14 protein-coding genes are annotated in these 14,306 nt (G+C 63.4%); 6 read left to right on the forward strand and 8 right to left on the reverse strand.

Annotated features, from left to right (window positions below):
* The first annotated feature begins 17 nt into the window (after positions 1-17).
* Complete coding sequence (locus BMX27_RS11800; protein WP_090160040.1) at positions 18-1,046, forward strand: phosphotransferase family protein; 1,029 nt, start codon at positions 18-20, stop codon at positions 1,044-1,046.
* Here BMX27_RS11800 and BMX27_RS11805 read toward each other — a convergent pair.
* A complete protein-coding gene (locus tag BMX27_RS11805) occupies positions 1,043-2,365 on the reverse strand; it encodes an ATP-binding protein (RefSeq protein WP_177172713.1) in 1,323 nt (440 codons plus the stop codon). The two genes, BMX27_RS11800 and BMX27_RS11805, sit on opposite strands and share 4 nt — an antisense overlap.
* Positions 2,362-3,078 carry a response regulator gene (locus tag BMX27_RS11810; protein ID WP_090160042.1) on the reverse strand — a complete coding sequence of 239 codons (717 nt, stop codon included), beginning with the start codon at positions 3,076-3,078 and terminating at the stop codon, positions 2,362-2,364. The genes BMX27_RS11805 and BMX27_RS11810 overlap by 4 nt, the downstream gene beginning before the upstream one ends.
* 235 nt (positions 3,079-3,313) lie before the next feature.
* On the opposite strand from BMX27_RS11810, the gene BMX27_RS11815 reads away from it, so the two are divergent.
* The 3 genes from BMX27_RS11815 (at position 3,314) to purU (ending at position 5,542) form a co-directional block, all read left to right on the forward strand.
* Positions 3,314-3,832: an EF-hand domain-containing protein gene (locus tag BMX27_RS11815; RefSeq protein ID WP_090160043.1), complete on the forward strand. Its 519-nt coding sequence runs from the start codon at positions 3,314-3,316 to the stop codon at positions 3,830-3,832.
* A gap of 62 nt (positions 3,833-3,894) precedes the next feature.
* A complete protein-coding gene (locus BMX27_RS11820) occupies positions 3,895-4,497 on the forward strand; it encodes a protein-methionine-sulfoxide reductase heme-binding subunit MsrQ (RefSeq protein WP_090160044.1) in 603 nt (200 codons plus the stop codon).
* A 160-nt stretch (positions 4,498-4,657) separates the two neighbouring features.
* Complete coding sequence (purU, locus tag BMX27_RS11825) at positions 4,658-5,542, forward strand: formyltetrahydrofolate deformylase (RefSeq protein ID WP_090160045.1); 885 nt, start codon at positions 4,658-4,660, stop codon at positions 5,540-5,542.
* Here the strand turns inward: purU and BMX27_RS11830 are convergent.
* From BMX27_RS11830 to BMX27_RS11850, 5 genes are all read right to left on the reverse strand, one after another.
* On the reverse strand, positions 5,539-6,069 hold the full coding sequence (locus BMX27_RS11830) for a DUF4166 domain-containing protein (RefSeq protein WP_090160046.1): 531 nt from the start codon (positions 6,067-6,069) through the stop codon (positions 5,539-5,541). The two genes, purU and BMX27_RS11830, sit on opposite strands and share 4 nt — an antisense overlap.
* The gene (locus BMX27_RS11835) at positions 6,066-6,515 is read right to left on the reverse strand and encodes a thiol-disulfide oxidoreductase DCC family protein (RefSeq protein ID WP_090160047.1); all 450 of its coding nucleotides are present in this window, start codon (positions 6,513-6,515) and stop codon (positions 6,066-6,068) included. Before BMX27_RS11835 ends, BMX27_RS11830 begins: the two co-directional genes overlap by 4 nt.
* A gap of 81 nt (positions 6,516-6,596) precedes the next feature.
* Positions 6,597-7,376 (reverse strand): ATP-binding cassette domain-containing protein, encoded by a 780-nt coding sequence (locus BMX27_RS11840; RefSeq protein ID WP_090160048.1) that lies wholly within the window; start codon positions 7,374-7,376, stop codon positions 6,597-6,599.
* A gap of 9 nt (positions 7,377-7,385) precedes the next feature.
* The gene (locus tag BMX27_RS11845) at positions 7,386-8,726 is read right to left on the reverse strand and encodes a sugar ABC transporter permease (RefSeq protein ID WP_090160049.1); all 1,341 of its coding nucleotides are present in this window, start codon (positions 8,724-8,726) and stop codon (positions 7,386-7,388) included.
* 153 nt (positions 8,727-8,879) lie between these two features.
* A complete protein-coding gene (locus tag BMX27_RS11850; protein ID WP_090160050.1) occupies positions 8,880-9,911 on the reverse strand; it encodes a substrate-binding domain-containing protein in 1,032 nt (343 codons plus the stop codon).
* A gap of 231 nt (positions 9,912-10,142) precedes the next feature.
* Between BMX27_RS11850 and BMX27_RS11855 the strand changes: the two genes are divergently transcribed.
* A complete protein-coding gene (locus tag BMX27_RS11855; protein WP_090160051.1) occupies positions 10,143-11,384 on the forward strand; it encodes an ROK family protein in 1,242 nt (413 codons plus the stop codon).
* A complete protein-coding gene (locus BMX27_RS11860) occupies positions 11,381-12,859 on the forward strand; it encodes a CRTAC1 family protein (RefSeq protein ID WP_090160052.1) in 1,479 nt (492 codons plus the stop codon). The genes BMX27_RS11855 and BMX27_RS11860 overlap by 4 nt, the downstream gene beginning before the upstream one ends.
* A gap of 100 nt (positions 12,860-12,959) precedes the next feature.
* Here BMX27_RS11860 and BMX27_RS11865 read toward each other — a convergent pair whose 3' ends face one another.
* On the reverse strand, positions 12,960-14,276 hold the full coding sequence (locus BMX27_RS11865; protein ID WP_090160420.1) for a cytochrome-c peroxidase: 1,317 nt from the start codon (positions 14,274-14,276) through the stop codon (positions 12,960-12,962).
* Positions 14,277-14,306 lie beyond the last annotated feature (30 nt).

A 14,306-nucleotide genomic window follows, 5' to 3' on the forward strand; every position in this document is an offset into this window, starting at 1 on the left:
GCCTGACAGGACAGCACATGCCGAAAGAGACGCAGACCTTGGACCTTGCTGCGGTCGAACGCTATCTGACAGCGCATCTGCCCGGGTTTTCCGGTCCGATCACGGCAGAGAAATTTCAGGTGGGCCAATCCAACCCTACGTTTTTGCTGACAACGGCTGCGGGCAAATATGTGCTGCGGCGCAAACCGCCCGGGGTGCTGCTGAAATCGGCGCATGCAGTCGACCGTGAATTTCGGGTGCAGCGGGCACTGGCGGGCACGGATGTGCCGGTCGCCCCCGTGCATCTGCTGTGTCAGGACCCGTCGGTGATCGGGTCGGATTTCTACGTCATGAACCACGTGGCAGGGCGCAATTTCAACGAACCCACACTGGACGGGCTGACAGTATCGGAACGGCGCGCCCTGATGGACGACTGGAACCGCGTTCTGGCGGCGCTGCACAACGTGGATATCGACGCGGTCGGGCTGGGCGACTTTGGTCCACCGGGCAATTACTTTGAACGGCAGATCGCGCGCTGGACCAAGCAATATGCAGCCTCCGAAACGTCACACCTGCCTGACATGGATGCGCTGACCGCCGCGATGGCGCGCCACCTGCCCCCCGACGACGGCCAGCGCACGCTGGTGCATGGCGACTACCGGATCGACAACATGATGTTCGCACAGGCCGGGACGGACTGCGTCGCCGTGCTGGACTGGGAGTTGTCGACCACAGGCCACCCTTATGCCGACCTTGCGGCGGTGCTGATGCAGTGGCAGATGCCGACGGGGCCAGATACCCGTGGTCTGGAGGGTGTTGACCGCGCAGCCCTTGGCCTGCCGACGGATGCAGATTTTGTCGCTGCCTATTGCGCGCGGCGCGGGATCGACGGGATCGCGCACCTTGGGTTCTATGTGGCATTCTGCTTTTTCCGGATGGCCGCGATCCTGCAGGGCGTCTATCGCAGGTCGCTGGACGGCAATGCATCAAACCCAGAGGCCGGTCGCCGCGCCGGTCAGATGGTGCCGATGTTCGCAGCCAAGGGGATGGCGGCGCTGGACGGCTAGGCCTGCGGGATTGTCACGCGTGCCTGCAAACCGCCTTCTTTGCGGTTGGCCAGCGTGATCGTGCCGCCATGCGACAGGACGATATTGCGGGCGATCGACAGGCCCAGACCGGCACCGCCGGTGTCAGAGCTGCGGCTGTCGTCACCGCGTACAAAGGGATCGAACATCGCATCCAGCCTTGCGGGATCAATCCCCGGCCCCGTGTCGCTGACCGTCACCACCGCCGCGTCATCTGCGGTGCTGACGGCAACCTGCGCCTGACCAGCATAGCGGACCGCATTGTCGATAAGATTGCCCAATGCGCGGCCCAGCGCCACAGGCCGTGCCCGCACCCAGACAGGACCCGCATCGGCCAACACCGCGCCCCGTTCGGCGCACAACCGTGTCACCAGGGCAGTCAGATCGACGCGTGTGACCTCTTCGGCCTCGGCTGCGCCACGGGCAAAGGCCACAAGACCATCGGCCATGACCGTCATCTCGTCCAGCGTGCGGATCATTGCGGCCGCCTCTGGGCTGTCCAGCATTTCGGCCCTGATCCGCAGCGACGTGATCGGTGTGCGCAGGTCATGGCCCACAGCCCCCAGCGTGCGCATCCGTTCCGCGTCGAACTGCGCGATGCTTGCCTGCATGGCGTTAAATGCAGCACCCAGCTCGCGCAGCTCGCGCGCGCCTCCCTCGACCACGCGGACGCTGCGGTCACCGCGCCCGGCCGCGCGGGTAGCGTCCGTCAGGCGGGTCAGCGGCCCGGTCAACCGCCGCAGAAACAGCCAACTGACCCCAAGGGTGGACGCCAGCGACAGGCTCAACAACAAAAAGAACAGCCGATCGTCAAAGTCCGGATCATCCTGTGGCAATGGCCGTGTCGCGACATTCAACCATTGGCCCACCGGACCGCGCAACTGGATCGAGATCGCCAGCGCCTCGATCTGCGCCCTGCCCCGGTCCTCGCCACGTGCGGATATCAGTGACGCCCTCACCTCTCTGCCCGGCAGCATGTCACCAAGCGATTGCACAAGACGCTGCACACGCGGCAGACCGCCTGCGGCGGGTCCGACCAGTGCATCTGCAGTGACCGACACGCGGGAAAACCGGGTCGATGCCTCGGCAGCGATCCGCATCCGTTCGGCGGCGGCAACGGCCTCGATCGCGGGCACCAGCGACACCACGCGTTCGATTTCGCGTTGGGCCAATGCGGCGCGGTCGCCCTGCACCCGGTCCACCGACAACAGGATCAGCGCCGCGACATTGGCCGCGATCAGGGCTGCGGCCAGCAACAGCATGAACCGCCCTGCAAGACCGCTGGGAAACAACCGCCTCATGCCAAGGTCACTTCCGCCGCAAGACGGTATCCGCCGCCCCATTCGGTCACGATCAACACGGGGCGTGCCGGATCATCCTCGATCTTGCGGCGCAGGCGGCTGACGGCATTGTCGATGGCGCGGTCATAGGCCTTGCTGTCGCGCCCCGCGGTCAGATCCAACAGACGCGCCCGGCTGAGCACGGTCGCCGGATGATCGAGGAAAATCCCCATCAGGCGGCTCTCGCCCGTGGTCAGATCGACGCTGTGGCCGTCGTCATGGACCAACGACTGGGCGGCAGGATCATGCACCCAGGCCCCGAACCGCCTGCGGTCACTGGTGACCACAGCTGCGGGTTCCGGCACGCGTCGCAGCACGGCGCGGATCCGCGCCAGCAGTTCGCGCGGATTGAACGGCTTGGTCACATAATCGTCGGCCCCCATTTCCAGACCGACAATCTGGTCGGTGCCATCGGCCATGGCGGTCAACAGGATGATCGGCGGTCCCCTATGTTCGACCAGCCAACGGCACAGGCTCAGCCCGTCTTCGCCCGGCATCATGATGTCGAGGATCACCAACGCGATCCGCGCCTCGTCCAGCGTGCGGCGGGCCTCGCCTGCGTTCGCGGCAAGCTGCGTGCGGTATCCCTGTTTGCGCAGGTATTGGCCCAGCGGTTCGCGGATGTCGCGCGCATCATCCACGATCAGGATCTGGGGGGCCTCTGCGTCGGTCATCGGTGAAATCCACTTGTTGCGTCCCTGTCATAGCGGGGTCAGCCCCCGCCGATCCAGTGCGCAGCGCCCGCATGACGCAGAACTTTGTCGCAAGATGTATCAGGACCCGCCCCTGTGACACATGGCGACAAAACCCCGCTGTCCCTGACACACATCGCAGGCGATGAACGGCTAGATCACGGTCATCGGGGCGCATGCCGCGCCGCTGACAACCGGATCTTGAAAGGATCATACGATGAAAAACGCAAACATTCTGCCGATGACATTCCTCGCCGTGGCACTGGCTGCAAGCGGCGCGATGGTTGCAACCGCCCAAGAGGCTGCCACCCCCGAGGCAGCCGTGACCCAGTCTGCGCCGACCGACGGCACCGCGACCAAGGCACGCCAACCCCGCGCCGAGCGCGGCGAAGGCCGCAGGGGCCACAACGGGCGTGACGGCGGCCGCAAGATCATCATGCAGGCCGACACCGATGGCGACGGTGCGCTGACCGTGGCGGAAATCGACGCCTTTCGCACGGCCAAGGTGACCGAGGCTGATACGTCGGGCGACGGAGCACTGACCCTGGAAGAGTTCAACACGCTCTACGCCGAATTCATCCGCGAACGGATGGTCGATGCATTCCAGAACCTGGATGCGGACGGCGATGGCATGATTTCGGCGCAGGAAATGGATAGACGTTTCGATGCGCTGACCCAGCGGTTGGACCGCGACGGGGATGGCAACCTGGACCTAGGACGCCGCAACCGCGGCTGAACCTGAACAGGGCGGCACCTGATGGTGCCGCCCTTTTTCATGACCACGACAGGACAAGCGCCATGCTGCATCGCCTCAACCCCTATCCGCTCTGCGCCCTGCTGGCCCTGCGACCTGTGCTGTGGATCATCGTCAGTCTGACCTCGGACAATCCGCGCATGATCCATATCCTTGTGCATCCCACGGGCGAATGGGCCGCGCGTCTGCTGATCATCACCCTGATGATGACGCCGCTGGCGATGTTGCTGAAAGGGCGGCCCATCGCGCGCTGGTTGCGCAAGAGCCGCCGCCATTTCGGTGTGGCGTCATTCGTTTACGCAGCAATTCATACGGCATTCTACCTCATCGACACATCCAGCGTCGCAACAGTCATCGCTGCATTGCCGCGCCTGTATATCTGGACCGGCTGGATCGCCTTTATCATCTTCATCCCACTTGCGCTGACCTCGACCGACGCGATGGTGCGACGTCTGGGCCGCCGCTGGAAGACGCTACAACGCTGGGTCTATCCTGCTGCCGTACTGACGTTGGTGCATTGGGCCAGCATCCACGACTGGGACAGCCCCGGTGCCGCGATCGTGCATTTTGCTCCGCTGGCCGCGCTGGAACTATGGCGCCTGTGGTACTGGCAGAGGTACCCGCACAGGCAGGCCACCCCGGCCTGATCCGCAGATTGGTCGCAGGCGGTGCATCACGCGCCGCCTTTGCGCGACGCGCGCCGGATTTGTCGCCTAATTTGCGTCCTGTGGCAGAGCGCCCATTGACGCCACGCCCCACCCGCCCAAGAAGTGCGCCAACCGTAGATACGACCGAAAAGAGACCCCGATGGATACCTTTGCACTGCGCGTCACCTGCCTATCCCGCCGTGGCATCGTCGCCGCGATCGCCGTGTTTCTGGCAGATCACGGCTGCAACATCACTGATTCCGCGCAATTCGACGACGCGGACACCGGCATGTTTTTCATGCGGGTCAGTTTCCAGTCCGAACAGGGCAAGACCCTGGATGCGCTGACGCAGGCCTTTGCACCGCTGGCGGCCGATTTCGACATGACGTTCGATTTCTTTGACGAGGCGATCAAGCCAAAGGTCGTGATCATGGTCAGCCGGTTCGGCCATTGCCTGAACGATCTGCTGTATCGCTGGCGCATCGGTGCGCTGCCCATCGAAATCGCAGCCGTGGTGTCGAATCACATGGATTATCAAAAGGTTGTCGTGAATCACGATATCCCGTTCCACTGCATCAAGGTCACAAAGGAAAACAAGCCCGAGGCCGAAGCGCGCATCATGCAGGTGGTCGACGACTCCGGCGCGGACCTGATCGTGCTGGCCCGGTACATGCAGATCCTGTCGGACCAGATGTGCAAACAGATGTCGGGCCGGATCATCAACATCCACCACTCGTTCCTGCCCAGCTTCAAGGGTGCCAACCCCTACAAGCAGGCTTTCGAGCGTGGCGTGAAACTGATCGGGGCGACGTCACACTATGTCACCGCCGATCTGGACGAGGGTCCGATCATTGAACAGGACACGATCCGCGTGACCCATGCGCAATCCGCCAACGATTACGTCAGTCTGGGCCGGGATGTGGAAGCACAGGTGCTGGCCCGCGCGATCCACGCCCATGTGCACGGCCGCGTGTTCATCAACGGCAACAAGACGGTGGTCTTTCCCGCCTCGCCGGGGTCCTACACCAGCGAACGGATGGGCTAGGCCTGCCGCAAATGACCGCGATAGCGCACCATCGCCTGCCGGGTGATCGGTGCGCGCAGGGCCACGTCGAAATGAAACAGCCCGTCCACGACGTATTCACGCGCGACCGAAATCGGTAGCAACCACCGTGGCAGCGGGATTGACCCCAGCCGCCCCGCCTGCACGGGGTAGTGCAGTGCGCCATTCGCAACCGTCAGCCCGATGGCAAATGTGAACGGACCAAAGCGTTCGTGCATCACGCCGTCCCGCACCGACAGATGCGACTGAAAACGGTGACGCCCGAATTGCCGGACCCAGGTTTCGCCCTTTGGCGTCACAGTTTTTGTCACCGTCACGGCGATATCGTCCTGCGCCGGCGGAAACCGAAACAACGCGCACAAGAGGCGCGGCCAGATCCCCGGCCCCCGGTCAATCGCACTGCGGCCCTGCCACCGAGACATGTCTGTCGTCAGATGGGTGCGCTGAATTTCGGACGGGAGTTTTGCGAAATCATCGCCAAGCACCCGTTTGAAGATCGGCATTGTCATGTAATCAGCCTGTTCTGGAACGCCGGATCAGGCAGCGCGCACAGATCATCGCGCCCAAAGATCGCGTAGCGATTGCGCGCAAACTGCAGATACAGCCAATCACGCAGCGGACGCGGCAGGACCAGCAACGCCCCAGCCAACCGTCCCCATCCGCCGTAGCTGCGGGCGGCGTGTATCACGCCCTCCATAATGCGATGTGCTACACCTGCATCAACGTACAGCCAGCTGACCGGATCGTCGGGATCCATGCCGTAGTGCCGCAGCAGGGCCGCCCCCAGCGGTGTCTGGATCGGGCAAATGCGCACGCGCCCCGTGCGGTCCATCCTGTGGATCATCCGCGCGCCCCAGCTACAGACGGCACATGTGGCGTCCATCACGGCGACCGGGTCCGCATCATCGAACACCGGCACCTGCGGATAATGGCGATAGGAATAGAGGTCTGTCATGCACCCGACTGTCCCGATTTGGACACGTCAGCACAAGGCTGGCGTGACGCGCGGCCTGTGCCACGTCGTCACGCCACTGGGTCAGGCCGCGGCCTGCCCCGGTTTTTTACCCAGAATGATCATGCCTAGGATGTCGTCGTCGGTCACATCCTCGACCTTTTCGGTGCCGACCAACTGGCCGTTCTTCATCACGGACACGCGGTCGCACAATTCCATGACATCGGCGATGTCGTGGCTGATCAGGAAAATACCCAGACCCTGCCGTTTCAACTCCTGCACCAGCTCTGCCACCATCTGGGTCTCTTGCGGCCCCAGTGCTGCAGTCGGCTCGTCCATGATCAGGATTTTTGCATCGAAATAAACCGCCCGCGCAATGGCGACGGACTGACGCTGACCGCCCGACAATGCGCTGACCGGTTCCGCGAATTTTTTGAAATTCGGGTTCAGGCGGTGCATGATCTTGCGGGCCTCGGCCTCCATCTGGGCATCGTCCAGCATCCCGGCCCGGGTGATCAGCTCGCGTCCCAGAAACAGGTTGCTGGCCGCATCCAGGTTATCGGCCAGTGCCAACGTCTGGTAGATCGTTTCGATGTTATAGGAACGGGCATCACGGGGGTTGTTGATTTCCGCCTTTTCGCCGTTGACGTAGATTTCGCCGCTGTCGGCTGCATATGCGCCGGACAGGATCTTGATCAACGTCGATTTGCCAGCGCCGTTGTGCCCCAGCAGGCCCACGACCTCGCCGGGGTAGAGATCGACAGTGACGTCATCGACAGCCTGAATCCCGCCGAATGCGATCGAGATATTGCGCATCTCGACCAAGGGAGTTCCGCTGCGATCAATGTTATTTTGCTCAGCCATGTCAGACCCTTACTTTGACTTGCGACGGTAGAGAATGTCGAGGAACACGGCCAGCACCAGCACGGAACCCACGACGACCTGCTGCATGCCGGCGTCAAAGCCGATCAGCACCATGCCCGATTGCAGCGACTGCATCACCAGCGCCCCCAGGATCGCGCCAAAGATCGTGCCGACGCCCCCTGCAAGCGATGTGCCACCGATCACGGCAGCGGCGATAACGTAGAGCTCGTCCAGGGTGCCCAGCGCGTTGGTGGCGGAATTCAGACGCGCCGACGCCACGACAGAGGCCAGACCGGCCAGACCGCCCATGATCGCGAAAATCTTGACCGTCATCCATTTGGTGTCGATGCCGGCAAGGGCTGCCGCCTCGGGGTTGCCACCGATGGCAAAGACGTAGCGCCCGAAACGCGTGCGGGTCAGCAGGAAATTCATGCCCACCGCCACGACCGCAAGGATCAGCACGGGGATCGCGAAACCGTAGCTGATCTGCAGGCCGGTTTCCGGCACGACCACATCATTGGCCGCCGCCCATTGGTTCACGATGCCACGTGGCCAGTAGTACGAATTGACCAGGATCACCGCACCGATCGTCGCGCCGCAGCCCAGCAACGCCAAAAAGCTGTCAGCCCAGACCGGACGCTGCTTGAACTGGAACTTGGTCCGCTGACGTCGGCCGTTCAGCACGCCAAAAATGATGCCGCCACAGACGATCAGACCCACGATCCAGCTGCCCGTGGCACCGACCGCGCCATAAGGCCCGCCGCCCAGCAGGGCAAAGGTGCTGTCCACTGGGGAAATCGTCTCGCCGCGTGCGATCAGGAATGCCGCACCACGCCAGACCAGCAGACCACCCAGCGTCACGATGAACGCAGGAATGGCACCATAGGCGATCAGCGACCCCTGGAATGCGCCGATGATCGCACCACTCAGAATCCCCGCCAGCACTGCGATGATCCAGATCAGCGGATGGCCCAGCCCCAGGATCGGCGGCAGGATATAGACCTGCAACATGCCCATCACGATGGCGCAGAACCCCAGGATGGACCCGACCGACAGGTCGATGTGGCGGGTGATGATGACCAGCACCATGCCCGTCGCCATGATCCCGATGCTCGACGTCTGCACGCTGAGGTTCCACAGGTTGCGCGGCGTCAGAAACGCGCCAAAGTTGTTCACGATGGCCCCGTACATGTGGAAACCGACCCAGATCAGAGCCAGCGCGGCCACCATGCCGATCAGCCGCGTGTCCAGCTCGGTCGCGGTCAGAAACCGGGACCAGGCGCCCGATCGGTCAGTGCCGGGCGGTGGGTTCGAAGGCGACGCGGGCGTCGAGGCAGTGCTGTCAGTCATGTTCTGTCCTGCGCGTGTAATCTGAGCTGTAAATTAATGACCTGCAACCGGCGCAAAGGCGCAGCGGTATATGCAGGCATACATGATCGCGGCAGCACCGCGCCCATGCGGGTATCCGGCGCGGGGAATGCCCGCGCCGGAGTGTCGTCTGCCTTACTGGCAGGCTGCGACGGTTTCCATCGCGCCTTCACATGCCTGCTCTTTCGAGATGTGGCCTGCGTCGATCGCGAGGTTCAGGTTGTCGGCCGTGATCGGTGTCGGTGCGAGGAAGATGGCGTTCATCTCCACACCGTTTTCGCCACCGGCCCACTTTTGTGCCTCGGGCACGGCGTCCAGTGCGGTGCCACTGGCCAGTGCGACAGCGATATCAGCGGCGCGACCACCCAGATCCCGGCTGTTTTTCCAGACGGACACAGTCTGCGTGCCACGTGCGACGCGGTTCAGCGCAGCAAGATCGCCGTCCTGGCCACCGACCGGCACGTCCAGACCCTGCGCTGCAAGTGCTGCAATCGCACCACCGGCCATACCGTCGTTCTGTGACAGCACGGCGTCGATGTTGTTGTCGTTGGATGTCAGGATCTGCTCCATGTTGCGCTGTGCATTCTCGGGCTTCCAGCCGTCGGTGAATGCCTCGCCCGCGATGGTGACGGCACCGCTGTCGATCATCGGCTGCAACACTTCCATCATGCCTTCCAGCAGGAACAGCGCGTTGGGATCACCGGGATCGCCCTTGATAATCGCATAGTTGCCTTCGGGAGCCGCGGCGGACACGGTTTCGGCGATGATCGTGCCGACACCCTTGTTGTCAAAGGTCAGGTAGAACGCACGCTCGTCCTCGATCAGACGGTCGTAACCGACAACGGGGATGCCTTCGGCAGCGGCCTGGTCGATTGCCGGCCCGATTGCGTCCTTGTCCATCGCAAGGATGATCAGCGCGTCAGCACCCTGTGCGATCAGGGCTTCGATATCGGTCAGCTGCTTGGCCGCAGAGGCCTGTGCGTCGGCGGAAATATAGCTTGCGCCAGCCGCTTCCAGTGCGGCCTGAATGGCTGCTTCGTCGGTTTTCCAGCGCTCTTCCTGAAAGTTGGACCAGCTCACGCCAACAGTGACGCTGTGGCTTTCGGCCAGCGCGGCAGAACTGAAACCGACCGTCGCGATGACGGCGGCGATAATTGACTTGTTCATTGTGTCCTCCCAGACGGTTGTGCCGCGCAACGCGCGGATTCGGGATCTCCCCCGGTGCACAAGAGCATGCCAGCTTTATTTCAGTTGTCAAAATAAATTACGCTGACGCGTGAAATATTCTTGCCATAACCGTCGCCAATCTGCGTAATGCGTTGCATGCACGGCAGTGGAGGGCCGTGCGATACGAATAATGGCTGCTTGCGGCGATTATTTACTTCGGGAGGTAAAGAAATGGATGCGGTAGCGCCCGACATCAGCGCGGTGCCGGGGTGTGGACCACTCGTCGGAACGCAGGACGGTCAAACCCTGTCCCTGCGCCAGCAGGTCTTTGCCCATGTGCGCGCCGTCGGGCAGACGTCTCGGGCAGACATCGCGCGCGGTCTCGACGTTTCTGCCGGGTCGGTGACAGCGATCACTGCCGACCTGATCCAGCTGGGTCTGCTGACAGAATGCACGGCTCCCGCCCGTGAACAGGGTCGCGGACGCCCACCTGTCGCCCTGTCCGTTGTCCCCGGCTTTGCCTGTGTCGTCGGTGTCAAGATCGCCGATGCCAGCCTGTCCGCGGTCCTGACCGATTTTGCCGGGATCACACGTGCCGACATCAGCAGACCCAGCGCCCGCAGCCGCAAGACACCCGATGACCTGATCGCGGAACTGGCCGATCTGATTTCGGACCTGATCGCGCGTTCGGGTTTGACCATGGCGGACATTTCCGGGATCGGGCTGGGCCTGTCCGGGATCGTCGATCATGAAACCGGTATCGTGCCTTGGTCGCCCTTGCTATGGGGCGTCGACATACCGCTGGCACAGCTGGCGCGCGCCCGTTTCGGCGTGCCCGTCACGCTGGATAACGATGCGAATGTGCTGACGCTGGCAGAACTGTGGTTCGGTCAGGGACGCAATCGCCCCGATTTTGCGGTCGTCACCATCGAACATGGTGTCGGCATGGGACTGGTGCTGAACAACCGCCTGTTCCGCGGCAGCCGCGGCATGGGTCTGGAGCTGGGCCACACCAAGGTTGCGCTGGACGGTGCGCTGTGCCGCTGTGGTCAGCGTGGCTGCCTCGAGGCCTATCTGGCGGATTATGCACTGGCCCGCGAGGCCGCGACCGCATTGAACGACACGGACCCCACGACAGACCCCGGACATCTGATCGAACGGCTCTATGCGCAGGCGCAGGCGGGTAATCTGGCGGCGCGCACGATCTTTGACCGTGCGGGGCGCTATCTGGCGGTTGGGCTGGCCAATGTGGTCCAGCTGTTCGATCCCGCGCTCGTGATCCTCGCGGGGGAACGGATACGCTATAATTACCTTTTTTCACAGGATGTTGTGACCGACATGGAAACCCTGACCCTGACCGAAGGCCGGTCGCATTGCCAGATTGTGACCCATGTCTGGGATGATCTGGTCTGGGCGCGCGGTGCTGCGGCGCTGGCGCTGTCGGCGCTGACCGACAGGCTGTTGTCGGCATGATCCGGGCGTTGATCCTGATGGTCTGGGCGGCGCCTGCCGCAGCGCAGGTCAGTTTCACAGACGTCTCGGACAGGCTGGGCGATCATGTCTATGACGGCGGCTGGGAACATTTCGTCGGCGGTGGCGTGGCGGTCATGGATTGCGACGGCGACGCGCGGCCCGATATCTTTGCCGCAGGCGGCAACAATCCCGCGGCCCTGTGGCGCAATACAGGTGATATGCAGTTTGCGCCGATGCCCCTGCCCAAGCTGAGCGGCGTCACGGGGGCCTATCCGCTGGATATCGACGCCGATGGCCACATGGATCTCTATGTGATGCGCGTGGGTCCCGACGTGGCCCTGCGCGGTGGTCCCGATTGCGCCTTCACCGATGCCACGGACCTGTGGGGCCTGCCGCAGACCGATCAATGGACAACCGCCTTTACTGCCTGGTGGGAGGACGACAACCGCCCGGTCATGGCAGTGGGCCACTATGTTGATCGCGCAGATCCCGACGGCCCGTTCGAGGCCTGCGACACCAACACGATCCTGCGCCCGACACCCGAAGGCTACCGGGCGGATACCCTTGATCCCGGGTTTTGCGCCCTGTCGATGCTGGCCGCCACCGACGCGCGTGGCCGCATGGCGCTGCGAATCTCCAACGACCGGCATTATTACGTCCGGACCGGTTACGAACAGATGTGGGACATCGCGGACCGCCGGTTCCTGGGCCAGGCCGACGGCTGGGAGGATGTTTCGCTCTGGGGCATGGGAATCGCCAGTGCCGATCTGACAGGCGACGGCCGCGACGAGGTGATGCTGACCTCCATGGGGGACCAATTGATGCAACTGGCGCAGCCAGATGGCACCTACACGCGCGCGCCGTTCGGGCTGGGCACCTATGCGCAGCGCCCGTTCATCGGTGACGACGGCCGCCCCTCGACGGGCTGGCACGCGGAATTCGGCGACGTGAACAATGATGCGCGCCCCGATCTGTTCATTGCCAAGGGCAATGTCGACCAGATGCCGACCAATGCAATGGCCGACCCCAACAACATGCTGATCCAGAAACCGGACGGCAGCTTTGCCGAGACAGCCGAAGCGGCAGGTGTCGCCGATACCGCGCGGGCACGTGGCGCAGCGCTGGCGGATTTCGACGGTGACGGTCTGCTGGACCTGGTGGTCGTCAACAGACGGGCCAATATCCTGCTGTTCCAGAACGCGACGCAGCAGGCGGGCCACTGGATCGGATTGTCACTCAGCCAGCCCGGCGGCAACCGCAATGCAATCGGCGCGCGGGTCAGCGTGACGACATACCAGGGCACCCAGATCAAGGAACTGCGGATTGGCGGCGGGCACGCCGGCGGACAGGCCCTGCCGCTGCACGTAGGGCTTGGCCCTGCCAGGCAGGCCGACGTCACGATCACCTGGACCGATGGCACCACGTCACGCGCAACTTATGCCGCTGACCGCATCCACAGCATCCAGCGCCCCTGACCCGCCCCGCAGGTCAGCGACTCGGTGCCAAGCCCTGTATCATCTTGCCAAAAATACTCCCGCCGGAGGCACCCACGGTCGCCACCGGCGCACCGCTTGGTCAGTTCGGAACAGGCAGACCCGACGGGACGCTGTCCGGTACGCCCAACCGCCCGTCTATCGCCACAGGATCGGTCAGCGTGTCCAGAAACGCGACCAGTGCCGCGATGTCAGTATCGGATAGTGCGACCGGCGCGACCGTGACGGCCGCCACGATGGCGCTCAATTGTTCGGTATCCTGCAGCGCGCGCGCATCCGCTACCGGCAGGTCAGGCAGGGCCGCCTGCCCCAAATCATAGCGTGCCAGCGCCGCCACCGGATCTGCGTGATCGGCAATGAAACCCGCCAGGGTCGCATGGCTGCCCGCGTGACCATAAGGTGCGGTCAGTGCAATGTTGCGCAGGCTGGGTGTCCGGAACGCATAGAGGTCATCGGGGTTGCCCGTCACCTCGGCACGGCCCCGGTCGTCATAGCGCGTCTCGAACCGTGCCCCCTTGCCCGGTCCGATCTGCGGAACCCCCATGGCGTGGAAATCATGGTCCGTCAGAAACGGGCCGCTGTGGCAATCCGCGCAGCCCGCCGCCCCGTAGAACAGATCCATTCCCTGCTGTGCCGCGCCCGTCAGTCTGGCCTCGCCACGCAACACCGCGTCGAATGGCGCTGTGTCGGACCGCCATTCCAGCGCCATGAAGGCCGCGACGGCATCAGAGATATCGGTGAAACCGATGTCATCGGACGTTTCGATATCGTCAAAGGCCGCGATAAACATTTCCGTATAGGCGGGCACCGCCGCCACCTTGCGCGAGATCAGATCCCAGGCCCCGTCCGGACCGGTCAGCCGCCCCTGCCGTACCGCCAAGGCGATCGGGTTTTCCTGATAGTGTCCCGCCATTTCGTCCGGGCTGAGCACCGGGAACATCGTTTGTGCCGACAGCAAGGAGGCGAAACCGCTGGCCATGTCCTCGGCCAGTGGCGTGCGCAGCCCGCCGGGGCGGCTGTCGTCCACGGCGATGCGCCCGTCATGGAACAGGGTCGTGAATTCATGGGCACCCAGATTGAACAGCGCGGGCGCGTTGCGCGGGATGCGTTGTTCGGGCAGATTGTCAGGGTCCGCGCGCCTGTCCGGACCAAGGCCCATTGCCCCGTCGCCCAGCCCCAATGACAGCCCGTCGCCGGTGCCGAATTTGGGATGATGGCAGGTGGCGCAGGCGACCTGATCGCTGCCCGACAGGATCGGATCGTAAAACAGCAATTGACCCAGTTCAGCCTGCGCAGGATCCACCGGCGCGTAATCGGCATTCGTGATCGCAGGCGGCAACACCGTATCGGCAGCCCAGACCGCACCGGCAAGCATCGTCACCGCACCTGCGCCCAACATCCGTTTCTTCACTGATTGTCCTCCACCCTC

The organism is Loktanella sp. DSM 29012 (assembly GCF_900110705.1).
In the GTDB taxonomy this organism is placed as follows: Bacteria; Pseudomonadota; Alphaproteobacteria; order Rhodobacterales; family Rhodobacteraceae; genus Loktanella; species Loktanella gaetbuli.